This window comes from Papillibacter cinnamivorans DSM 12816, from assembly GCF_900176335.1.
Lineage (GTDB): Bacteria > Bacillota > Clostridia > Oscillospirales > Oscillospiraceae > Papillibacter > Papillibacter cinnamivorans.
This window is the reverse complement of sequence record NZ_FWXW01000006.1, coordinates 100,048-120,372: the sequence shown is the minus strand read 5'-3', so window position 1 is coordinate 120,372 and position 20,325 is coordinate 100,048. Positions and strand designations below refer to the sequence as shown.

Annotated in this window: 23 protein-coding genes; 9 read left to right on the top strand and 14 right to left on the bottom strand. The window is 56.6% G+C overall.

All coding sequences use genetic code 11. The features are described from left to right. Positions 1 to 381: 381 nt before the first annotated feature. Positions 382 to 1,227: a rhomboid family intramembrane serine protease gene (locus tag B9A13_RS10395; RefSeq protein ID WP_242942841.1), complete on the top strand. Its 846-nt coding sequence runs from the start codon at positions 382 to 384 to the stop codon at positions 1,225 to 1,227. Positions 1,228 to 1,432: 205 nt separating this feature from the next. Here B9A13_RS10395 and B9A13_RS10390 read toward each other — a convergent pair whose 3' ends face one another. After that, positions 1,433 to 2,638, bottom strand: a complete 1,206-nt coding sequence (locus B9A13_RS10390; RefSeq protein WP_084235092.1) for a tRNA(Met) cytidine acetate ligase — start codon at positions 2,636 to 2,638, stop codon at positions 1,433 to 1,435. A 190-nt stretch (positions 2,639 to 2,828) separates the two neighbouring features. Between B9A13_RS10390 and B9A13_RS10385 the strand changes: the two genes are divergently transcribed. Then, the gene (locus tag B9A13_RS10385) at positions 2,829 to 4,031 is read left to right on the top strand and encodes an acetate/propionate family kinase (RefSeq protein WP_084235091.1); all 1,203 of its coding nucleotides are present in this window, start codon (positions 2,829 to 2,831) and stop codon (positions 4,029 to 4,031) included. A gap of 89 nt (positions 4,032 to 4,120) precedes the next feature. On the opposite strand, the gene B9A13_RS10380 is transcribed toward B9A13_RS10385, so the two are convergent. Next, positions 4,121 to 5,560, bottom strand: a complete 1,440-nt coding sequence (locus B9A13_RS10380) for an S-layer homology domain-containing protein (protein ID WP_159448101.1) — start codon at positions 5,558 to 5,560, stop codon at positions 4,121 to 4,123. 213 nt (positions 5,561 to 5,773) lie between these two features. Between B9A13_RS10380 and B9A13_RS14125 the strand changes: the two genes are divergently transcribed. From B9A13_RS14125 to B9A13_RS10370, 3 genes are read left to right on the top strand one after another with little or no spacing between them, the layout of a single operon-like run. After that, positions 5,774 to 5,923, top strand: a complete 150-nt coding sequence (locus B9A13_RS14125) for a hypothetical protein (protein WP_159448100.1) — start codon at positions 5,774 to 5,776, stop codon at positions 5,921 to 5,923. 28 nt (positions 5,924 to 5,951) lie between these two features. Next, positions 5,952 to 6,320, top strand: a complete 369-nt coding sequence (locus tag B9A13_RS13955) for a helix-turn-helix domain-containing protein (RefSeq protein WP_200809711.1) — start codon at positions 5,952 to 5,954, stop codon at positions 6,318 to 6,320. Further along, positions 6,307 to 6,546, top strand: coding sequence for a hypothetical protein (locus tag B9A13_RS10370; protein ID WP_084235088.1), 240 nt, complete (start codon positions 6,307 to 6,309; stop codon positions 6,544 to 6,546). Before B9A13_RS13955 ends, B9A13_RS10370 begins: the two co-directional genes overlap by 14 nt. A 166-nt stretch (positions 6,547 to 6,712) precedes the next feature. On the opposite strand, the gene B9A13_RS10365 is transcribed toward B9A13_RS10370, so the two are convergent. Further along, positions 6,713 to 7,675: a DMT family transporter gene (locus B9A13_RS10365; RefSeq protein ID WP_341456028.1), complete on the bottom strand. Its 963-nt coding sequence runs from the start codon at positions 7,673 to 7,675 to the stop codon at positions 6,713 to 6,715. Between the two features lie 404 nt (positions 7,676 to 8,079). On the opposite strand from B9A13_RS10365, the gene rplU reads away from it, so the two are divergent. The 4 genes from rplU to obgE all read left to right on the top strand — a co-directional run bounded on the left by rplU (position 8,080) and on the right by obgE (position 10,406). Next, positions 8,080 to 8,394, top strand: coding sequence for a 50S ribosomal protein L21 (gene rplU, locus B9A13_RS10360; RefSeq protein ID WP_084235086.1), 315 nt, complete (start codon positions 8,080 to 8,082; stop codon positions 8,392 to 8,394). Next, entirely contained in the window at positions 8,391 to 8,720 is a 330-nt protein-coding gene (locus B9A13_RS10355) for a ribosomal-processing cysteine protease Prp (RefSeq protein WP_084235085.1), read from the top strand. The genes rplU and B9A13_RS10355 overlap by 4 nt, the downstream gene beginning before the upstream one ends. A gap of 3 nt (positions 8,721 to 8,723) precedes the next feature. After that, positions 8,724 to 9,008, top strand: a complete 285-nt coding sequence (rpmA, locus tag B9A13_RS10350; RefSeq protein ID WP_084235084.1) for a 50S ribosomal protein L27 — start codon at positions 8,724 to 8,726, stop codon at positions 9,006 to 9,008. Positions 9,009 to 9,134: 126 nt separating this feature from the next. Next, positions 9,135 to 10,406, top strand: a complete 1,272-nt coding sequence (obgE, locus tag B9A13_RS10345; RefSeq protein ID WP_084235083.1) for a GTPase ObgE — start codon at positions 9,135 to 9,137, stop codon at positions 10,404 to 10,406. Positions 10,407 to 10,601: 195 nt separating this feature from the next. On the opposite strand, the gene B9A13_RS10340 is transcribed toward obgE, so the two are convergent. The 11 genes from B9A13_RS10340 to aroF all read right to left on the bottom strand — a co-directional run bounded on the left by B9A13_RS10340 (position 10,602) and on the right by aroF (position 20,017). After that, on the bottom strand, positions 10,602 to 10,832 hold the full coding sequence (locus B9A13_RS10340; RefSeq protein ID WP_242942840.1) for an alpha/beta-type small acid-soluble spore protein: 231 nt from the start codon (positions 10,830 to 10,832) through the stop codon (positions 10,602 to 10,604). Positions 10,833 to 11,082: 250 nt separating this feature from the next. Continuing rightward, on the bottom strand, positions 11,083 to 11,703 hold the full coding sequence (locus B9A13_RS10335; RefSeq protein WP_084235081.1) for a single-stranded DNA-binding protein: 621 nt from the start codon (positions 11,701 to 11,703) through the stop codon (positions 11,083 to 11,085). Between the two features lie 128 nt (positions 11,704 to 11,831). After that, a complete protein-coding gene (locus B9A13_RS10330) occupies positions 11,832 to 12,347 on the bottom strand; it encodes a hypothetical protein (protein ID WP_143806945.1) in 516 nt (171 codons plus the stop codon). A 281-nt stretch (positions 12,348 to 12,628) separates the two neighbouring features. Then, entirely contained in the window at positions 12,629 to 13,495 is an 867-nt protein-coding gene (gene aroE / locus B9A13_RS10325; protein ID WP_084235079.1) for a shikimate dehydrogenase, read from the bottom strand. Beyond that, complete coding sequence (gene aroQ / locus B9A13_RS10320) at positions 13,492 to 13,929, bottom strand: type II 3-dehydroquinate dehydratase (protein ID WP_084235078.1); 438 nt, start codon at positions 13,927 to 13,929, stop codon at positions 13,492 to 13,494. The genes aroE and aroQ overlap by 4 nt, the downstream gene beginning before the upstream one ends. After that, entirely contained in the window at positions 13,926 to 14,435 is a 510-nt protein-coding gene (locus B9A13_RS10315; RefSeq protein WP_084235077.1) for a shikimate kinase, read from the bottom strand. Before B9A13_RS10315 ends, aroQ begins: the two co-directional genes overlap by 4 nt. Continuing rightward, positions 14,432 to 15,601: a bifunctional chorismate mutase/prephenate dehydratase gene (locus B9A13_RS10310; RefSeq protein ID WP_242942839.1), complete on the bottom strand. Its 1,170-nt coding sequence runs from the start codon at positions 15,599 to 15,601 to the stop codon at positions 14,432 to 14,434. The genes B9A13_RS10315 and B9A13_RS10310 overlap by 4 nt, the downstream gene beginning before the upstream one ends. Next, complete coding sequence (gene aroC, locus B9A13_RS10305) at positions 15,598 to 16,668, bottom strand: chorismate synthase (RefSeq protein WP_242942838.1); 1,071 nt, start codon at positions 16,666 to 16,668, stop codon at positions 15,598 to 15,600. Before aroC ends, B9A13_RS10310 begins: the two co-directional genes overlap by 4 nt. Beyond that, the gene (aroA, locus tag B9A13_RS10300) at positions 16,665 to 17,876 is read right to left on the bottom strand and encodes a 3-phosphoshikimate 1-carboxyvinyltransferase (protein WP_084235075.1); all 1,212 of its coding nucleotides are present in this window, start codon (positions 17,874 to 17,876) and stop codon (positions 16,665 to 16,667) included. Before aroA ends, aroC begins: the two co-directional genes overlap by 4 nt. Next, positions 17,873 to 18,949 (bottom strand): 3-dehydroquinate synthase, encoded by a 1,077-nt coding sequence (gene aroB, locus B9A13_RS10295; RefSeq protein ID WP_084235074.1) that lies wholly within the window; start codon positions 18,947 to 18,949, stop codon positions 17,873 to 17,875. Before aroB ends, aroA begins: the two co-directional genes overlap by 4 nt. 48 nt (positions 18,950 to 18,997) lie before the next feature. Then, a complete protein-coding gene (gene aroF / locus B9A13_RS10290) occupies positions 18,998 to 20,017 on the bottom strand; it encodes a 3-deoxy-7-phosphoheptulonate synthase (protein ID WP_084235073.1) in 1,020 nt (339 codons plus the stop codon). Between the last annotated feature and the right edge of the window lie 308 nt (positions 20,018 to 20,325).

Below are 20,325 nucleotides of genomic sequence, written 5' to 3'. Positions count from 1 at the left end.
GCCTCCTGAAGCGTATTGAATGCAGACTTCGTGGTGTATACCGCAAATTCGCGATATGCGGCATCGTTTGCGGTTCCGCCTGAAGAGCGGGAGCAAATCGTGCCGTCAAGCGTGGTATAATACCGGCTACGGCGGTGTATACCGCAAATTCGCGATATGTGGCATCGTTTGCGGTTCCGCCTGAAGGGCGGGAGCAAATCGTGCCGTCAAGCGTGGTATAATACCGACTACGGCGGTATTATACCACATGCAGCCAACAATACCAATAGACAAAACGCCCGGAGTGTTCATCCCGGTTCCCTATTGTTCACAGTTTTTTTATGGACTTTGCTTCCGATACAGAGTAAAATAGAAACCATCAATCGACATGGAGGGTTTTCCGTGAGTTCTCTCGACAGGGCGATCGACCGGTTTTGCTACAAACACAGCCGGTTCGGCATCCCCAATCTGATGAAATACATCATCGCCGGAAACGTGATTGTCTATCTCCTTTCCGCGATGAATACCACAGGTACCTTTACGTCCTGGCTCACTTTTGTCCCCTACGCAATTCTGCAGGGACAGATTTGGCGCCTCGTGACCTTTATTTTTGTGCCTGTGGGAAACCAGAATATTTTCTTTTTCGCCATTTCCATGTATTTTTACTACATCATTGGAAACGCCCTGGAGCGGGAATGGGGTTCTGCGAAGTTTACTCTCTATTATATCGGCGGTATGGTAATCACCGCCGTTGCCGCCCTGGTGGTGGGGCTTGCCTTCGGATACGGAGCGTATTCTCTGGCCAGCGCATATTACATCAATCTGTCCCTATTTTTCGCCTTTGCCACGCTGTATCCCGATTTTACCGTGTTGCTTTTCTTTATACTTCCCATCAAAATGAAATGGCTGGGCTGGCTGAGCGCCGCGCTTTTCCTATGGGAGGTCATAACCCTGTCCTTCCCGTTGAACCTTCTGCCGCTGCTGGCTCTTCTCAACTATTTCGTCTTTTTCCATTCCACGATTATCGGTACGGCGCAGCGGCTCAGGAGCCGGTATTCCAAACGCACCATCAATTTTCAAAAGGCAACGAAAGCGCAGCAGCAGCAGAAGGGCTACCACCATAAGTGCGCGGTCTGCGGGAAAACCGACACCGACTATCCCGATATGGAATTCCGGTACTGCTCCAAATGCAACGGATATTACTGCTACTGCGAGGACCATATCAACAGCCATGTGCACATTAAATAATAAAATTTACCCGCTGATACTATTATCCAATAAAAAGATGAAACAAGACGGTACGGTTGCCCCCCCCGCCTCCGGCGGGGGGGGCAACCGTACCGTCTCATTTGTCGTATGGGCATTTTTATTGAAGTCCAGTATGATATATAAAACCGCCGCGCGGAGCCTTTGGCCCCATGCGGCGGTTTTGTTTGGCATATATTGGTTGGTGTTATATCCGCACGGCGCCGGCGCTCCATTCCTGCCCTCCCCAGCTGTTTTGAAGGTCCGGGTAGGCCAGAACGTACAGATCCGTCGCCCGGCGCTCCAGCTGGAAGAGTGTGCGTCCCTCCTCCGGGAGGGTCTTGATCCGGGCCGGCCGTGTGACAATCGGGACCTTGGAGCGTTTTTTCATCTCGCGGAGAAGTCCCCTCCCCCGCTCGTTGAACGCCAGAACCCTGAGATACGGCGGAACTTCCGGAAAATCGTCCTTTGTGATTCCCAGATAGGCGCAGAGAAGGATTCTGCGGATTCTCGAGTGGGCGTACCGCTTGGTTTTGACGGCGTCCGCCGTCCGGGCAAAGGAGGTTTCCCGCAAAGCCGCACGGAAAAGGCGCCGTTCCAGCCCTTCCCCCACGTCCGGAATGGACAGGAAATCTTCCGCCGTCAGAGTCCTGAGCCTGGCCAGGATTGCCCTTTCGCAGTTTGATACCCGCGCCGGCGCCCTGCCGGCTTCCGTCTCCCGGCGCAGAATATCCCGCATCGCCTCCGGCATATACCGAGCCGCCGCTTCCTCATCTCCCCGCAGAAGAAGCTCCCGAAGTCCCGACGCGGAAAATAAGCCGTTCTCCGGCTCTCCCGCGTCGTGATCCGCGCCTTCCCTGCAAATCGTCATGGGGCGGATGGACGCCCCAACCCGATACAGCGCTTTCAGGTATTCCACAGCCAGGATGTTGTTCGGACTTCGCAGCACCTCGGCCCCCTTCCCCATAAGGCGCTCCGCCGCCCGCTGCCGCGCCGCACCGAAGGCTGCGCCCTTCGACAGCTCTTCTTTCAAAACCGGCGGAAACTCCTCTGACAGTAGGCACCGGGCGGCCCGTTCCAGTTCCTCCAGGTTTCCCGACTCGCTTCCGAAGGACAGGTGCGTGACCATTCCGGTGGCGGAAAGCACTTTGATTCCGCCCAGAGCAAATCCCTCCGCCGAGGAAAGGGCATAGGGAAGCGGCAGCTCCAGCACCAGGTCGGCCCCGCTTTTCACGGCGGCCTCCGCCCGGCTGAGCTTGTTAAGTACGGCGAAGTCTCCCCGCTGTACGAAATTGCCGCTCATGGCGCATACAATGGGGGTTTCCCCGCCCAGGAGGGCTCGGGTTTCTTCCATATGCCGGCAATGGCCCAGGTGAAGAGGATTGTATTCGCAGATAATTCCGGCCGCTTCCATCGCTTTCTCCCGTCTGTCAGAAGGTTTTTGACGATTATTTTGCAAAAATAGTTGTCGTTTAGCTTCAAATGGTCTACAATATGCACGGAGAAACCTTCTCCCTGTATGTATCTTACTTCCGGATCCGTACATTTTCAAGCGAATCAATTTCTTAATATATTCAATGTTGTAATAAAGAAGGAGATCAGAAATGAAAGTATTAGTAATCAACGCAGGCAGTTCTTCCCTGAAGTATCAGCTGATGGAGACCGATACGAAGGAGCTCCTGGCAAAGGGCCTTTGCGAACGCATCGGTATCGACGGCTCAATCAAACACTCCGCTTCGGGGAAGGACGATTACAAAGCCGATATTACCATGCCTGACCACTCCGCCGCCATCGGGACCGTCCTGAAAATGCTCGTGCACCCGAAATACGGCGTCATCAAGGACACATCGGAAATCAATGCCGTCGGGCACCGGGTGGTCCACGGAGCAGAATTTTTCGCAAGCTCGGTTTTAATTGACGACGCGGTCATGAACGCACTGAAAGAGTGCATTCCCCTCGCTCCTCTTCACAATCCGGCCAATATCACCGGCATCAACGCCTGCAAGGCAGTCATGGGAGACGTTCCCCAGGTGGCCGTGTTCGACACCGCCTTCCATCAGACTCTGCCTCCCAAGGCCTTTATTTATGCCCTGCCTTATAAATATTACACGGAGGACAAGATCCGCCGCTACGGCTTCCACGGCACTTCCCACCGGTACGTTTCCCAGCGTGCCGCCGTGCTGATGGGCCGCCCCATCGAGGAGCTCAAGCTGGTCACCTGCCATCTGGGCAACGGTTCCTCGGTATCCGCCATCAAATACGGCAAATCGGTGGAAACCTCCATGGGCTTCACGCCCCTGGACGGGCTTCCCATGGGCACCCGCTCCGGTTCCGTGGACTCCGGCATTCTGGAATATATCATGAACCTGGAGCACATCGACATTCACCAGATGCTCAACATCCTCAACAAGCAGTCCGGCGTACTGGGCATTTCCGGCATCTCCTCCGACTTCCGCGATCTGGACGAAGCGGCTGCCAAGGGAAACGCCAGGGCTCAGCTGGCGATAGACGTCTTCTGCTACAAGGTGACCAAACGCATCGGCTCCGCCTCCGCGGCCATGGGCGGCATTGACGGCGTCATCTTCACTGCCGGCGTGGGTGAAAACAGCATCGACCTGCGGGAAAAGATCCTGGAAGGTCTGGAATTTATGGGTCTTTACCTGGACAAAGAGAAAAACAAGGTTAGATGCAAGGAAACCATCATTTCCACCGACGACTCCCCCGTCAAGATCATGGTGATCCCCACCAACGAAGAACTGGTCATTGCCATGGACACCGCGGAAATCGTCAAAGGGCTTAAAAAATAAGGCAAATACAATATAAGACATAAAACACAGGGCCTGAGGAGATATTCTTCAGGCCCGGCGTTTTTCAGGCGGCGGTGTGGGAACGCTTCCTACAGATTGCGGTCGAGAAATTTCAGGCAGCGGTAAAATTCCGACGCCAGCTCCCCTCGGGTCAGTGTGGCCCGGGGATTGGAACGGTTGTCGGTCTTGAACATGTCGATATAGTACTGAAAGCACAGCGCAACCGCGTCGTATGCGTACGGAGCTATCTCGTCCTTGTCGCTGATCAGCGAGGGATCACCCACGGCCATAATGTTGATTTGATCGGGTTCCAGTTGAAACCGGCCTACAATCCCTCTGTAAAGTATGACCTCCATATCCTGGCGCGTGATCGGATCGTTGGGATAAAAATTCCCGTCGGGGCAGCCTTTTATAAGTCCGCAGTGATACGCCGTTGTAACGGCCTTGTAATAAGGGGTATCGGACGTTACGTCATTGAAAATCGGTTCGGAAGCCGTTTCATTCAGGCCGAACAGCCCAATGGCCGCTTCGACGCACTCTCCTCTGGTTACGCAGTCGTCCGGCCGGAACGTATCCGAAGCGTCTTTTGTACTCAGAATCCCCCTTGCGGTCATTTCATAGATATATGATTTGGCCCAGTGCGTTTTGACATCCGTAAGTCCTTCGTAATCGTACGCCGGCGGCGCAAAGTCGATTTCGTCTGCGCAGCCGGACTGCGGGGATATTTTTTCGGAGTATGTCTTCAGCTGCTTAATCCCCGTGCTGTCATAATAGCCGCTGGTCGGAATCCCGTTGTACACATACGGGTGTGAATCATAAAAGCTATGCAGGCGGTAGCTTACAATATAGCCGGAAGGTTCGTCCGGTACGGCCAGCGTATATTCGTTCGACGCTCCATAGAAAAAAACCATGTCCTTTTCGATGGTGAAGTCGTCGTCCTTCTCCGGTGTTCCCATATCCGAAAATGCACGCATTGTGACAGCCAGGGTCGGGCCCGATTGTTCAGGCGCCTCCGGCAATTTGAATTCGCCGCGGATCTGCACGGCCGCCGATACTGTGAAATTCACTCCTTCGCTGTCCTTCCCGGAAACCTCCTGCGGCACGGCACGGTACCAATACGGCGTGGTGGAATCTCCGGCATAGAAATTGTCCTCGGTATAGCCGTCGTCTCCCGAAATGCGGCAGTCGATGAGAACCGGGTCCTGATAGGCGCCGCAGGAGTAATCGAACCGGTACTCTACCTGATTGGCGCCTTGGGGCAGTATGGCGGTGATTTCTGTCGGCACGGAATCGACGACCCCATCCTCTGTGATTTGCTCTCTGTCAAGCAATAGAATCCTGCACTGGATCGGGTTCTCGGCGATTTCATTTCCGGGCAGCCGGATTGTCCCTGAAATATGCCGTATAACGGGCTCGTTGGATTCCTGTATCTGACTTGTGCCGCCGATATAGGCAGATTCCGCGAATATCTGTATGCTGAAGATCTGTATTCCCAACAGGAGAAGAACAACAGCAGTCAGTTTCCTCATTGTGATCATCCCTTTAATTTCTATATTTTGTATTTTATTCTTTTGAATCCGTCCCGTCAATAGACAACCCGGCCTTTTCAGGACGCGTCCGGGCCGCTGTGGGATACCCCTGAACACATGACAACCAACCGTTTACTTTTTGAAAAATCTCTTGCATTTCCATAGGGCCTATGGTATGATGTCTCCAGATCAAGGAAAAAAGGAGGTGCAACTATGCTTCATACAAAGACATTTGTCCCCACTGTTGGATATGGCGTCATTGAATGCAGCGCTGCCGGCTATGGCATCGCAGTTGTGTTCGACATGTCTGCGCAGAAAACCGAAAAAGCATGGATTGTACCTTCGTCCGGTGGGATGGCATAGCCATTTTCTGCTGTATACAGGCGGCGGTATGATCGAGATTCATACCGCCGCTTTTTTGTCTTTAAAACGGTGGCATATACAGACAGAAATGGAGTGTATTGTCATGTCCGTCACCCTGGGGGAAAAAATCCGCACCCTGAGGATTAAAAACGGGTATACGCAGAACGCGGTCGCCCTCCGGCTGTGCGTATCCAAGCAGGCTGTTTCAAAATGGGAAAACGATCACTCGTATCCCGATATATTTTTGCTGCCCCGGCTTGCAAAACTGCTGAGCATCACCCTGGACGATTTGTTGTCGGAGGCGGGGTTTTCTGAGGAGAGCGGCAGTTCTCACACGGCCGTTTCAGAGTGTGCCGAACACTATGGATTGGGAGGAGATTCTCATGATATTATATAGCATCAATACGACCCGCTGTGAGAGCGGCGGCTGTGCGCCGCTGTATCCCGACTGGGTCCGGTACGAAAACTATGATCAGTGCGACGGTTTCTGCCGGGAATATGCCGCTCTGGAGAAGAAAGCGGCTCCGACGCTTTTTTCAAAGGCGGGTTCGCTTTTAAAGAGTTTCGGAAGGCTTTTCAAAGAAGAAGGCAGCGCCGGCGCCGCCCCGGCGGAGATAAAATAGAAAAAATGGTCAATCCATCCAGCAGTCAAAATTTTATGGCTAAGGCCGCTCCCACGGAGCGGTCTTTTTCTGCCCGCCGGATTCATCCGGTTTCTCATTGCGGAATCGAAAGAGTAAATTCCTGTTTGCAAGAGTAACGGGGTATGCAATTCTCTGATAAAATAATTTATTTATTGGTGGGAATATCCCTCTGTTTTCCGGAATAATCCTCTTGTTTTTCAGTTTCTGGTTTGATGAAATCCGGAATTTGTACCAGAATCACCGAAATAAACACAAGCCCACATCCGATTAACTCGTTACCGCTCAAATGTTCATTTAAGATGACCCATCCGGCAAGAGCTGCAAACACAGATTCAAGGCTCATCACGATGGATGCAACCGCAGGTTCCGTATATTTCTGACCGATTATTTGCAAGGTATAGCCCACACCGCTGGAAAGTATCCCCGTGTAGAGAATCGGAAGCCATGCGGCAAGCAGCATATGCGCATTCGGTTTTTCAAGGATAAACATGGCAATGAGTGAAAGTGTTCCGCAAACAAAGAACTGTATACAGGATATTTTGAGACTGTCAAGCTTTGAAAAATAATCAATTATTAATATGTATCCTGCAAAGCCCGCTGCACCGGCAAGCACCAGAGCATCCCCCAGATAAAAGCCGGAAAAACCATCGGATAAACAGAGCAGATACACGCCCACGACACAGCCCGCTGTTGCGATTAATACCGCCGGGCGCAGTTTTTTACCTGTAATCCACACAAACAGGGCGACCATAACGACATAGGTAGCGGTAAGAAATCCTGCCCTTCCGGAAGCCGCGGTGTTCTCAGGATAAGCTGTAATACCGAATTGTTGTAGGTTCACTGCTAAAAATAGCAGGATTCCACACAGTATACCGCCAATTAACGAACTGCCCGGAATCTCCTTTTTCTCCGATTTTTCTGAGGGTATGCTGATAAAGTTTCTGACACCGATGACAATAAGTAAAAAGACAGCGGCAAGAAAGGAGCGCGCCGCATTGAAGGTAAACGCTCCGATTCTGTCTGCCGCAGACGATTGTGCCACAAATGCCATGCCCCATACTAACGCCGCCAAAAACAGCAAAAACGTACCCCGAGTTTTTTTCATCATAAGATTTCCTCTCTTACTTATAACGATTTAAAATAAAAACCGTATGCAAGATTAGCCTTGCATACGGTAGGTGCTCACCCGATAACCCGATAAATTATTATATGATACCATAGCATATTTCTGCTAAATACGCAAGCAAGAAAAGGCTTTTGACGCTGATTCAGGAAAAGGATTTGGCAGATTTGATTCCACTCCTCTGATTTGAAAAATATTTACCGCCTCTATTTTCAAAAGGGTAACTTATAATTAAGGGCGGTTTCTCTTTGCGGAAAGTTCCCGATATTGCTGTTGACAACGCCAAATCGTGCTGATATACTAATAAAGCCGCTTTGAATGGGTCTGAAAGCGAGGCTCCGCCTCCGCCCCCGAAAGCGAGACTCTGTAAGAGGAAGGTGCACAACTGGATGCACGCTATTATTGAAACCGGCGGCAAGCAATACAAAGTCGCCGAAGGGGACGTCCTGTATATCGAAAAGCTGGACGTTAACGCAGGAGACCCGGTAGTCTTCGACCGCGTTCTTGCCGTCATCGACGGGGACAAGGCAACCTTTGGCTCTCCCCTGCTGGCCGGCGCCAAGGTGGAAGCCACGGCGGAGAAAAACGGCAAGCAGAAGAAGATCCTGATCTTCAAGTACAACTCCAAGAAGGGCTACCGCAAGCGTCAGGGTCACAGGCAGCCCTATACCAAGGTCACCGTCGGCAAAATCACCCTGGCATGACCACCATATCCTTCCGCACGGAAAACGGGCGGATCACCGGCTTTGAGTGCCGGGGACACAGCGGTTTCGGCTGCGAGGGACAGGACATTGTCTGCGCGGCGGTCACCAGCGCGGTCCGTCTCGTGGAATGCGCCCTTGGCGATGTGATGGGCCTGAAGGTGCATGTGAAAACGGACGCGGAACAGGCTCTCATTTCCCTTCGCCTTCCCGGCGGGCTCGCCCCCGAGGAAGAGGAAACCAGCCAGACTCTGCTGTCGGCGCTGATGGTGTATCTGGCAGGGCTCCGGGAGGAATACCCGGACAACATTGACGTTTTGGAGGTGTAATCCATGTTAAAGATAGGTCTTCAGTTTTTTGCACATAAAAAGGGCGTAGGCTCCACCAGAAACGGACGCGACTCCGAGTCCAAGCGGCTGGGCGTCAAGCGGGCCGACGGGCAGTTGGTCCTGGCGGGCAATATCCTGGTCCGGCAGCGGGGAACCAAAATTCATCCGGGCACCAACGTGGGCATCGGCAGCGACGACACCCTCTTTGCTCTGAAAACCGGCCGCGTCAGCTTCCAGCGGCTGGGCAAGGACCGCAAGCAGGTCTCCATCATCGAGCCGGCGCAATAAGAGGACACCCTGAAAATCCCGGGCCTTTGGTTCGGGATTTTTTTATCGTCGGAGCCTCTGTCCCGGGAACGGCATATGAGGCGCAAAACGGGGTAAGGTATGGCTTAGAAGAAAAGGAGGCCGGAAATGTTTATTGATACGGCAAAAATCCTGGTGCGGGCCGGAAACGGCGGGAACGGCGCCGTTTCTTTCCACCGGGAAAAATATATCGCCGCCGGCGGGCCGGACGGCGGAGACGGAGGGCGGGGCGGCGACGTCGTTCTCCAGGTGAGCGACAGCCTGTCCACTCTCATGGACTTCCGCTACAAAACGAAATATGTGGCGGAAAACGGGGAAAACGGACGGGGAAAGCGCTGCTCCGGAAAGGACGGCGCATCTCTTACCATCCGGGTCCCCAGGGGCACTTTGGTCCGGGACGCGGAATCCGGCGGACTGATTAAGGACCTTTGGGATGACGAGCCTTATGTCGTTGCCAGAGGAGGAAAGGGCGGCTGGGGAAACCAGCACTTTGCAACCCCCACACGGCAGGTCCCCCATTTTGCCAAGGCGGGACTGCCCGGAGAGAACCGGGAGATCCGGCTGGAGCTTAAGCTTCTGGCCGACGTGGGCCTAGTGGGATTTCCCAACGCGGGAAAATCCACCTTGCTGTCCGTGGTTTCAAACGCCAGGCCGAAAATCGCCGATTATCCCTTTACCACCCTCTTTCCCAATCTGGGAGTCGTCTATGTGGACGAGGGAGTTTCCTTTGTGATTGCGGACATCCCCGGGATCATCGAGGGAGCTTCCGAAGGAGTGGGCCTGGGACACGACTTTCTTCGTCATATCGACAGGTGTCGGCTTCTGGTCCACATGGTGGACGTCTCCGGCAGCGAGGGGCGGGACCCGGTGGCCGATTTCGACGCCATCAACCTGGAGCTTGCCCGGTACAGCCCGGAGCTCGCTTCCCGGCCCCAGATCGTGGCGGCCAACAAATGCGACCTCCTGGAGGACCCCTCCGCCATGGACCCCCTCCGCCGCCGCGCGGAAGCCCTGGGGTATCCCTTCCTCCCCATTTCCGCCGCCCTGCACCGGGGAACGGAGGATCTGGTCAAAAAAATCGCTTCGGAGCTGCAGCGGCTCCCCGCCATCCGGATTTTCGAGCCGGACTATGTCGCCGCCCCGCCCCGTGCCGGCACCGCGGAAGAGCTTTCCGTCCAGGTGGTGGACGGGACCTACATCGTGGAGGGTCCCTGGCTGCAGCGGCTGATGGCAAACATTAATTTCGGTGATTACGAATCCCGCATGTATTTCGACCGCATGCTCCGGGAGTCTGGCATTTTCAGCCGTCTGGAGGAAATGGGAATCCGGGACGGCGACCCCGTCAGCATGTACAATCTGGAATTCGAATATAAAAAATAAAAGGAACCAGGCAGAATCTTATCCGCCCGTAGAGTACATCTCGATACCTGCGGCCGTTGGACCGCAGCCGCCTTCGCCCTGCAAAGGCGGCGGAAAATCTCGAAATCGGGCAAAAGCCGGTTTCACATTTAAGGCAGACAAAGCCGCCCGGCGAAAACGCCGGGCGGCTTTGTATTGTAAAAAATGGGTCCTTCGTTACTTCATGCCGTTCTCGTAGCTCTGGATCATCTTTTTGACCATCTGGCCGCCGACAGAACCGGCCTGCTTGGAAGTCAGGTCGCCATTGTACCCCTGTTTCAGGTTCACGCCAACTTCGCTGGCAGATTCCATCTTGAACTTGTTCAGAGCTTCACGGGCCTGAGGAACAACGCTCTTGTTTGCCATTGTGTTGATCTCCTTTAATAATAGATTGGGTATCGCGTTCATAGCTTTACCCCACAAATACTTTATATGCATTCTGCTCTCAGTTAAAATAATGCAAATTCACAGAAAATCTGGAATTAAGGCAACACCGCGCAATTCCAAATGCCCGGATGCGCCGTCGGATTTTTCGTCAGATGAAGCAAAGAGCAGAGGAAATTCTATGTGTATTCCTGAGCATTTTTGTGAAATATGGCGGAAAATATGCAGGCAGACGGACGTTTGAGGCGTGAGCCGCGAATTGTGCGGTGCTGCCTTAATTCTGTTCCTCCTCCGGCCCCAGCAGCTTCATAACGGAGACTTCGTAAGCCGTACGCTCCTGGCTCGCCCCGTTTTCCGTCTTGACATAGCTTCTGCTCTGCACTCTTCCCTCCAGGCGGAGCATCGCACCCACGTCCAGGTCCTTTGTTTCCGCCGCCAGCTGTCCCCAGGCGATACAGGGCAGATAATCCGCTCTCCCGTATTTTCGGTTGACGGCCAGCATCAGGTCGCAGATGTCCCTTCCCAGGGGTGTGCGCCGGAAGACGGGCGCTTTGCACAGAGAGCCGGAAAGAAGTATGTAATTATAAAATAGCTCGTCTGTTTTTTTTACCTCTTTGGCAAAAACGGTGATAACCAGCCGGTTTCCTTTGCCGCTCTTGTTGTTGAAGGATCTCAGCTCCCCGGTAATCTCCAGCATCCCGCCCGGACGGACGGTGTCCGGTTCCGCCAGCGGCCCCGGCGCCACCACGTTCAGCCTGTCCGCGATCCCGGAAAGGCGTTTCACCTCCAGGGGAAATGTATAAAACCGCTCTCCGTGGGTTTCGTGGGAAAAAACCGGCTGACCTCCTGCAATTCCGCGAAGCCGGGCGCTGTTTTCGTTCCGGTTGGATTCCATACCCTCCACTCCTTCTGTGCCTTTCGGCGCCCCGCGCCGATTGCCCATTCTGTGGAATGTATATTCGGGTTTGTCCTCTCTTATTCCTGCCGGAACGCACGGCGACACCGCTTCTCCGGTTTTTAAAATCAGCCGGTGAGCCTCTCCGGGGAAACCCCTAAAAGCAGAAGTCCCCCCACGGCGGCCATCAGATCGTCGGCGGAGCCGGGCAGCGGCCGCTTAAGGGGCAGCTCCTGCCGCTCCAGAACCGCTCCGTCCAAAGTCACCAGCTCCCGCTGCAGGGCAACTACCGTCTGCGTGTCGTTGATGCTGGACAGGGTGATGGTATCCCGGGGGGACATGCCGTAACTCACGGCGCTTTTCGTGCGGATCCGCGCCCCCACGGAGGATGCGTGAACTCCAGGGATAAGAGCCGCGCCGCAGTGGATCGGATCCCCGGTTTCTGAATTGGTTTTGTCTCCCCAGTGCCGGGAAAAGATAACCAGCTCCGGGTTTTGCCGGAGAAGAAGGCCCAGTTCCCGTCCCGCCGCCATGCAGATTCCGCCGGATTTTTTTTCGGAAACCACCGGGCAGTTCTCCAGATACGCCCGGATTACCTCGGACAACGCCTCACACTCAAGCTGCGCCACGGCAAAACAACGCACACCGCCCACCTCGGATACAGTTTGATCACTTTTGGCCCGTTTATACCTTTTTTGATTTTCTTGACAGATTGTATAATACTGCTATGCGATGGAAATAAAAATGTTGATATAACAAACAAGACAGTACGGTTGTCCCCCCGCCGGAGGCGGGGGGACAACCGTACTGTCTTGTTTAATCTTTTTATTGGATAATAGTATCAGTATAAACCCCCGGCCAGCTCCGGTAACAAAAAAGCGAAACGGGAGAATCCGCTTCGCTTTTGATATAATTCATTTATTTTTTATTGCCCCCGCTGTTCAAGGACCTCGTGAAGCAGCTTCGCCGCCGCTTTGTGATCGACTGTCGTTTCCGTAAACAGCTCCAGGGCAAAAATCGCCTGGTGTATCAGCATACCAAGGCCCCCGACGGTTCGGAGCCCCCCGGTTTCCGCCCGGCGCAGAAGCTCGGTCTTCCCCGGACTGTAAATGAGATCGCATACGGCGGCGTCCTTGGGAAGTCTGTCGACAAAGTCCAGCCGCTCAAACCGATCCGAAACCCCGGACATGCCCAGGGGGGTTGCGTTTACAAGAAGGTCGCAGTTTGAAGCACCGGCGGATATACCGTCGTAGGAAAAGGCCGCGTGCCCGATGATCTCCGGGGCGGCATCCACAAGCGGCCGGGCCTGTCCTTCCGAGCGGGAGAAGACGGTAATCCGCTCCGCGCCCGCCGCGGCCATGGACAATACCACCGCGCCGGCCGCTCCTCCGGCCCCCAGAACCGCGACGCGCCTTCCCTTCACGGAGATTCCGGCGTCGGCGAGAGACGCTAAAAACCCGGCTCCGTCCGTATTGTGTCCCACGGTCCTTCCGTCCCGGAGAACGACGGTGTTCACCGCTCCGATTCTCTCGGCGTCCGGCGACCGTTCGTCCACAAGGCGGAGAAGCTCCGTCTTGTGGGGCATGGTGGCGTTGAACCCGGCAAAGCCGACCCGACGAGCGGCCTTCAGCCATTCTCCCGTCTCGCCCCGGGGAACGCGCACGGGAAAATAGATATAGTTGAGTCCCAGCCGTCCCAGCATGGTGTTATGGATCAGCGGTGAAAGGCTGTGCCCCACCGGATCCCCGATTACGGCCAGAAGCCTGGTTTCGTTGTTCAGCTCCACCCTCATGCTTCGTTTTTTCTGTCCAGGAAGTAGACCATGGCGGCCTCGTACCCGTAGATGCCCAGCCCGCAGATCTGCCCTACGCAGGCGGGCGCGATCACCGATTTCCTCCGGAATTCCTCCCGCCTGTGCACGTTGGACAGGTGGACCTCCACGGCGGGCAGGCCCGCCGCCAGAATCGCGTCGTAAATGGCGTAGCTGTAATGGGTGAAGGCTCCGGGATTGATGACGATGGCGTCGAATTCCTCCCGGGCGGAGTGGATTTTGTCGATGAGCTCCCCCTCGTGATTGCTCTGGAAGCAGACCGCCTCGCAGCCGATCCGCGTGGCAAAGAGCGTAAGCTCCTCGCAAAGGGCGGCATAGCTGCTCTTTCCGTAGATATCCGGTTCCCGGCTTCCCAGGAGGTTCAGATTCGGCCCGTTGAGAATGAGAAATTTCATTTGGGTTCCCCGCCTTCTTTATAAAATGAGTAAATCCGTTCTGCCGCCTGCTCCGGGGTCCCTACGTTCAAAACCCGGCAGTCCGCGCAGGCAAGATACAGCCCGATCCTCTGATCGTACAGCCGGTAGATCCTCTCCCAGTCCTCCGCCAGCAGCGGCCGGTCGCTTAAATCGGCGCTTTTTAAAATCAGCTCCGGCGGCCGGTCGATAAAAAACACCACGCCGTTTTCCCGGAGGGTCCGCCGGTTCTCCTCCCGGAGGATCGCGCCGCCTCCCGTGGCAATTATGGTATTTTCTGCCCCTGCGGCTTCGGCGATCCAATAAGACTCCAGATCCCGAAAGCATTCCTCGCCCTTTTGGGCAAAAATCTCGGAGATGGTTTTCCCCTCCGCGGCCTCGATCATCTGGTCGGTATCCGCGAATTTCATCCCAAGCCGATCCGCCAGCAGTCTTCCCAGGCTGCTTTTCCCGCTGCCGGGCATCCCGATGAGCACCAGGTTTTTCACATCGCTTCCCCCATGTTGGACCTGTAGTTGCCTAAAATCTGAAACGACCGGCTGTTTTCCCGCAGTTCCCGGATGACGTTGTCCATGCCGCCTTCTCCAAGCCTTCCGGAAAAGTCCACGAAGAACCGGTACTCCCAGCTTCTGTCCGGAATGGGGCGGGACTCGATCTTTAAAAGGTTCAGCCCGCTCACGGCAAAAATGGACAGGGCCCGGTAAAGGCTTCCGCTCTCGTGCTCCAGGGTGAAAAGAGCGCTGATCTTGTCCGCCCCCTCCCGGATTTCCATACCGGGAGAGACCACCACGAAGCGGGTGCTGTTCTTGTCGCTGAAATTGATCCCCTCCGCCAGCACCGTCAGGCTGTAGATGTCGGCGGCCCGGGAACTGGCGATGGCCGCCCTGGCGGGGTCCCCGGACTCCGCCACAAAACGGGCCGCTTCCGCTGTGTTGAGAAGCGGGATCCGCTGCCATTGGGGATACCGCCTTAAATACTCCTCCGATTGAAAAAAGCCCTGCTCGTGAGAATACACCTGCCGGATACCGTCCAGCACCGCGCCCCGGGGAGCCAGCAGGCAGTGGCAGACCCGGACGCTCTGCTCTCCGACGATATAAAATCCGTATTTCCCCAGAAGGTCGTACACCGCGTTGATGGCTCCGGTGGAGCTGTTTTCGATGGGCACCACGCCGTAATCCGCCCTTCCCTGCGAAAGGACCGTAAACACCCCTTCAAAGCTCTCCGTATGGATATAAGAGGCCTCTTTACCGAAAAAAAGCGCCGCCGCCTCTTCGCCGTATGCTCCCGGAAGCCCCTGGTAAGCCACGGTGGGGCGCTCCAGGGGGCGCCGGATTTCCCTCCACACCGGAGAACCGGACGGTTCCGTCGCACCGTTCCCGGCACGGTCCTGCAGCAGTCTCTGCTGCCTCCTGCTCTGGCTCATGATGAGCTCGAACAGGGCCGTGAGGTCGGCTCCCAGCGACCTGTCCCGCAGCAGGGCGCGCCGGGCCGCCAGAGCTTCCGCTTCCCGTTTGGGATCGGTCACTCCAAGCCCCTTGCCGCGCTTGTATTCCCCCACCTGCGCCGTCAGCTCCCGGCGGCGCTCGTAGAGCTCCGTCAGGGCAGCGTCCACCGCGTCGATCTCTCCCCGCAGGCAATCAAGCTTGTCCATCATACCGCTCCCTCGCCGGATTGTTCTAGAATTTCCCAGACCGCCAGCGCTGCCGCCGCCTCGATGACCGGGACCGCCCGGGGCACGATGCAGGGATCGTGTCTGCCCTCGATGATGAGTTCGGCGTTCTCCCCCGTCTCCAGGTTCACCGTGCGCTGGGGCAATCCGATGGAAGGCGTAGGCCGGATAACAACCGAGAAAACTAGCGGCATAGCGTTGGTGATTCCGCCGTTGATCCCGCCGCTGTGGTTAGTCTCCAGGATAATGCCCGCCTCGCCTTGCCGGATGGGGTCGTTGGCCTCGCTCCCCAGCATCCGGGAAAACCGGAATCCCGCGCCGAAGGAAACCCCCTTGACGGCGGGAACGGCGAAAAGGTGCCGGGATAAAATGCTCTCGGCGCTGTCCTGCCCCGGCGCTCCCGCGCCGGCCGGCAGCCCCAGCACCGCGCATTCCACAACGCCGCCCACAGAGTCCCTCGCTTCCCGGGCCTGATCGATTTCCAGCATCATATCCGTCCCGCACTTATCGTCCAGAACGGGGAAGGCCTTCCCCGCCACCACGGCCAGCTGCTCCGGAAGAATATTCACGGGGTCGAAAGACGCGTCCTCTTTGCCGTGGATCTCCAGGATGTGCGCGCCCACGGCAATTGAGCGCCCGGCGAGAACCTGTCTTGCCACGGAGCCGGCGAAGACCAGGGGGGCCGTGAGCCTCCCGGAAAAATGGCCTCCGCCCCGGTAATCCTCAAAGCCGCGGTACTTCACGTGCCCCGTATAATCCGCGTGTCCCGGCCTAGCCAGGTACCGCGTTTTTTCGTAGTCCCCGGACTTGACGTCAGTGTTCCGGATCAGGGCGCACAGAGGGGTCCCCGTGGTTTTTCCCTCAAAGACGCCGCTGAGAATTTCAAAGGCGTCCTCCTCCCGGCGGGGGGTTGAAAAACGGTTTTTCCCCGGAGCCCGCCGCTCCAGTTCCCGCCGGATGAGGCCCTCCTCCAGGGGAATTCCCGGAGGCACTCCCTCCAGCACCACGCCCACGGCCGGACCGTGGGATTCCCCGAAAAGCATGTATTTCATCGGATGTTTCCTCCCAGCATGCGATAGTCTTCCCAGAAGTCCGGATAGGATTTCCGCACCGCTTCCGCTCCCGTGACGGTCACTTCCCCGGATGCCCGGGTGGCGGCCACCGCCAGGGCCATGGCGATCCGGTGGTCCCCCCGGCTGTCGGTAGAACCTCCACGGAGGTTTTCCACGCCGTGTATCTTTAAAAAGTCTTCTCCCGCCTCAATTTCCGCCCCCAGGGCGCTAAGCTCCGCGCTCACGGCCTCCAGCCTGTCGCTCTCCTTGAGCCGCAGGCGTCCGGCCCCCGTGAGGCTCGTTGTCCATCCCCGCCGCAGCGCCGCAGCAGCGGCCAGCGCCGGCACCAGGTCGGGGCACTGGCTGACGTCGATCTCCAGATCCCCCGGTGTCGTCATCCTCCCGGCAAGCTCCAGAATCACCCTGTCTCCCTGAATGGAGTCTGGATTGAGCCCGGAAACCTCGATCCGGTTTCCCATAACATTTGCCGCCAGGAAAAAGGCGGCCTGGGAATAGTCGCTCTCCACCGTCATCTCCCGGGGACGGTAGCTCTGTCCGCCCGGGATGAAAAAGCTTTCGTACCCCCGGTTATCCGCCCGGATGCCGAATCCCGCAAGGGTATCCAGAGTCATGTCCACATAGCCCCGGGATTCCAGAGGCGAGGTGACCTCGATGACCGAGTCTCCCTTCAGAAGGGGAAGAGCAAAGAGAAGTCCCGTGACAAACTGGGAGCTCACATCCCCCGGCAGCCGGAATACGCCGGATTTCAGTTCCCCCTCAGCCCAGAGAAGATCTCCCTGCAAATCGTAACGAATCCCCCGTTCCCGGAAAATTTCAAAATACGGCTCCTGCGGCCGCCGCATCAGGCGGCCCCGGCCGGTGAAGCGTCCAGCTCCAAAAAGGGCGAGGGCAATGGGAATCAGAAACCGGAGGGTGGAGCCCGATTCCCCGCAGTCTATAGGGGCTGCAAGGTCCCGTTTCATCCGCAGCTCGCCCACCGTGACCGTCTTCCCGTCTTTCCGGCAGGAAATCCCCAGGCTTTGTACCGCGCCCATGGTGGCAAGAATGTCTTCCGACGGATCCACGTTTTGAATGCGGCTTGTCCCCCGGGCCAGCGCCGCAGCCAGAAGCGCCCGGTGGGCCTGGCTCTTGGAGGGCGGAGGCTTCACTGTACCGTGAAGCCTTGCGGGAGTGATGAATACCGTCATTCCCTCACCTCTCTCGAAAGAAGCTCCAGAAGCGCCTCTTTCTTTATCTGATAGAGAACGGCCTCTCCCGGGGCTTTCAGCGCAACCAGCCGGATGCTGCCGCCCTCGCCCTTTTTGTCCAGTCGGAGAGCCCTTCCGTATTGCTCCGGGGTACACTCGATGGCGTCGGGAAGCCCCCATTTCCGCACCAGCGCCCGCAGGCGCTTTGCCGTTCCGGGTTCGGTGATCCCAAGCTCTTCTCCCAACAGGGCGATCCGGCACATACCGGCGGCCACCGCCTCGCCGTGGGTATATTTCTCGAAGTTGTAAGCGCTTTCATAGGCGTGAGCCAGGGTATGGCCGAAATTGAGGACCATTCTCTCCCCAGTGTCCCGCTCGTCCCGCTCTACAATCTCCCGCTTGATGTCGCAGCACCGACAGACGATCTCCTCGGTCCCGGCGGGAAGCCCTTCCCGGATCTCGGCTTCCTCCAGCCGCCGGAAGAGCGCCGCGTCCCGGATTGCCCCGTATTTGATGACCTCCGCCATCCCGCCGGAAAGTTCCCGGGGGGGAAGCGTATGGAGGCAATCGGTATCGATAAGCACCAGCCGGGGCTGATAAAAAGCTCCCGCCAGATTCTTCCCCGCCTTCAGGTCAATTGCCACCTTGCCCCCCACGGAACTGTCCACCTGGGCAAGAAGGGTGGTGGGAACCTGGATGAAATCCACGCCCCGCAGGATGGTGGCGGCGGCAAATCCGGCAAGGTCCCCCACGACGCCGCCCCCCAGGGCCAGCACCGCGTCCGCCCGGGTAAGCTCAAAGGACATGAATTCGTCGTAAAGACGCTCCAGCATGGCCATGGACTTGCTGGTCTCTCCCGCGGGGATCACAACGGGCCGGACCGAAAACCCGGCTTTTTCCAAGGCTCCCCGTACCCGGTCCCCGTACAGGGGCATGACGTTCTCATCCGTCACCAGGGCGATCCTCCCTCCCCGGACGGTCTTTCGGACCATTTCCCCCGCCCGGTCCAGGATCCCCCCGTCCGTCAGGATCTCATATTCTCTTCCGGGAATGGACACCTTCAGCTTCTTCATATCCCGCCTCCGTGTGGGTTCGTTTCCATATGCCCTGGCTGTACAGGTTTATTGTACAATTCTTTTGCCCATGAGGTCAACCATTCCGCCCATTTTCCCCATGAGGCTCCCAAACTGCTCCGGCGTCAGAGACTGGGCCCCGTCGCACAGGGCGTGCTTCGGGTCGTTGTGCACTTCCACGATGACCCCGTCGGCCCCCGCGGCGATGGCCGCCAGGGCCAAAGACTCCACCAGCCAGCTGGCTCCCCCGGAATGGGAGGGGTCCACGATGACGGGCAGGTGGCTCATCCGCTTGATGCAGGGGATGGCGCTCACGTCCAGGGTGTTCCGGGTGTAGGTCTCAAAGGTGCGGATGCCCCGCTCGCAGAGAATCACGTTGGGGTTTCCCCCCGCGAGGATATACTCCGCCGACATGATCCACTCCTCATAGGTGCTGGAAAGGCCCCGTTTGAGAAGCACCGGCTTGGACATATGCCCCACCTCCTTGAGAAGGTCGAAGTTCTGCATGTTCCGGGCCCCGATCTGCACCACGTCCACCTTTTCCTCGAAAACCTGGCAGAGCTTAGGCGACATGATTTCGCTCACGATGGGAAGACCCGTGATCGCCTTGGCCTCCAGCAGCAGGTCCAGCCCTTCCGCCTCCAGACCCTGGAAGGAATAGGGGGAGGTCCTGGGCTTGAAGGCTCCCCCCCGGAGCATGGCGGCACCCGCCGCCTTCACCGACTCGGCCACACTTACGATTTGGGCCTCGCTTTCCACCGAGCAGGGGCCGGCGATCACGGAGAAATTGCCTCCCCCCACCTTGGCGCTTCCCACCTGTACTACGGTGGGCTCGGGGTGAAATTTTCGGTTTGCCTTTTTATAGGGCTCCTGGATACGCATCACCCGGTCCACATGCTCGTTGAGGGTAATCTTGTCCATGTCGATGCTGGCGGTGTCTCCCACCAGCCCCAGAATGGAACAACCGATCCCGTTGGTGACGCTGGCTTCCACGTTCAGCTCCCGCAGACTTTCCACAAGGGCCTCGATGTCACTTCGCGCCGTACCCGGCTTTAAAACCACTACCATTTGAATCTCTCCTTGTAAAATAAAATGGGACCCATTGAAATTCAATGAGTCCCGTAAAGTATACTCTTACCGAAGTCCCGTTTCCCGTCTATGCGGAAGCAGGACAGCACCCATCGCTTTCACAATTCAGTTTTCCGCAACTAAACCAGCCGTTATCGAAAAATCGATAGCAGCTGCTGGTAAAGGCGAAAAATTTCATTGTGGAGCGGCTGTAATCCATACCATTACCTCATGCTGTCAGGTTTCATCTTTTTGCGGGGAATTAAAAGCATTATACATGCTTCCGGGGAAAAAAGCAATCGTGAATT

Coding starts and splice junctions, on each gene's coding strand:
- B9A13_RS10390 (WP_084235092.1), bottom strand. CDS start 2,638: ATGGAAGCGGCCGGAATTATCTGCGAATACAATCCTCTTCACCTGGGC.
- B9A13_RS10385 (WP_084235091.1), top strand. CDS start 2,829: ATGAAAGTATTAGTAATCAACGCAGGCAGTTCTTCCCTGAAGTATCAG.
- B9A13_RS10380 (WP_159448101.1), bottom strand. CDS start 5,560: ATGAGGAAACTGACTGCTGTTGTTCTTCTCCTGTTGGGAATACAGATC.
- B9A13_RS14125 (WP_159448100.1), top strand. CDS start 5,774: ATGCTTCATACAAAGACATTTGTCCCCACTGTTGGATATGGCGTCATT.
- B9A13_RS13955 (WP_200809711.1), top strand. CDS start 5,952: ATGATCGAGATTCATACCGCCGCTTTTTTGTCTTTAAAACGGTGGCAT.
- B9A13_RS10370 (WP_084235088.1), top strand. CDS start 6,307: ATGATATTATATAGCATCAATACGACCCGCTGTGAGAGCGGCGGCTGT.
- B9A13_RS10365 (WP_341456028.1), bottom strand. CDS start 7,675: ATGATGAAAAAAACTCGGGGTACGTTTTTGCTGTTTTTGGCGGCGTTA.
- rplU (WP_084235086.1), top strand. CDS start 8,080: ATGCACGCTATTATTGAAACCGGCGGCAAGCAATACAAAGTCGCCGAA.
- B9A13_RS10355 (WP_084235085.1), top strand. CDS start 8,391: ATGACCACCATATCCTTCCGCACGGAAAACGGGCGGATCACCGGCTTT.
- rpmA (WP_084235084.1), top strand. CDS start 8,724: ATGTTAAAGATAGGTCTTCAGTTTTTTGCACATAAAAAGGGCGTAGGC.
- obgE (WP_084235083.1), top strand. CDS start 9,135: ATGTTTATTGATACGGCAAAAATCCTGGTGCGGGCCGGAAACGGCGGG.
- B9A13_RS10340 (WP_242942840.1), bottom strand. CDS start 10,832: ATGAACGCGATACCCAATCTATTATTAAAGGAGATCAACACAATGGCA.
- B9A13_RS10335 (WP_084235081.1), bottom strand. CDS start 11,703: ATGGAATCCAACCGGAACGAAAACAGCGCCCGGCTTCGCGGAATTGCA.
- aroE (WP_084235079.1), bottom strand. CDS start 13,495: ATGAGGGTGGAGCTGAACAACGAAACCAGGCTTCTGGCCGTAATCGGG.
- aroQ (WP_084235078.1), bottom strand. CDS start 13,929: ATGAAATTTCTCATTCTCAACGGGCCGAATCTGAACCTCCTGGGAAGC.
- B9A13_RS10310 (WP_242942839.1), bottom strand. CDS start 15,601: ATGATGGACAAGCTTGATTGCCTGCGGGGAGAGATCGACGCGGTGGAC.
- aroC (WP_242942838.1), bottom strand. CDS start 16,668: ATGAAATACATGCTTTTCGGGGAATCCCACGGTCCGGCCGTGGGCGTG.
- aroA (WP_084235075.1), bottom strand. CDS start 17,876: ATGACGGTATTCATCACTCCCGCAAGGCTTCACGGTACAGTGAAGCCT.
- aroB (WP_084235074.1), bottom strand. CDS start 18,949: ATGAAGAAGCTGAAGGTGTCCATTCCCGGAAGAGAATATGAGATCCTG.
- aroF (WP_084235073.1), bottom strand. CDS start 20,017: ATGGTAGTGGTTTTAAAGCCGGGTACGGCGCGAAGTGACATCGAGGCC.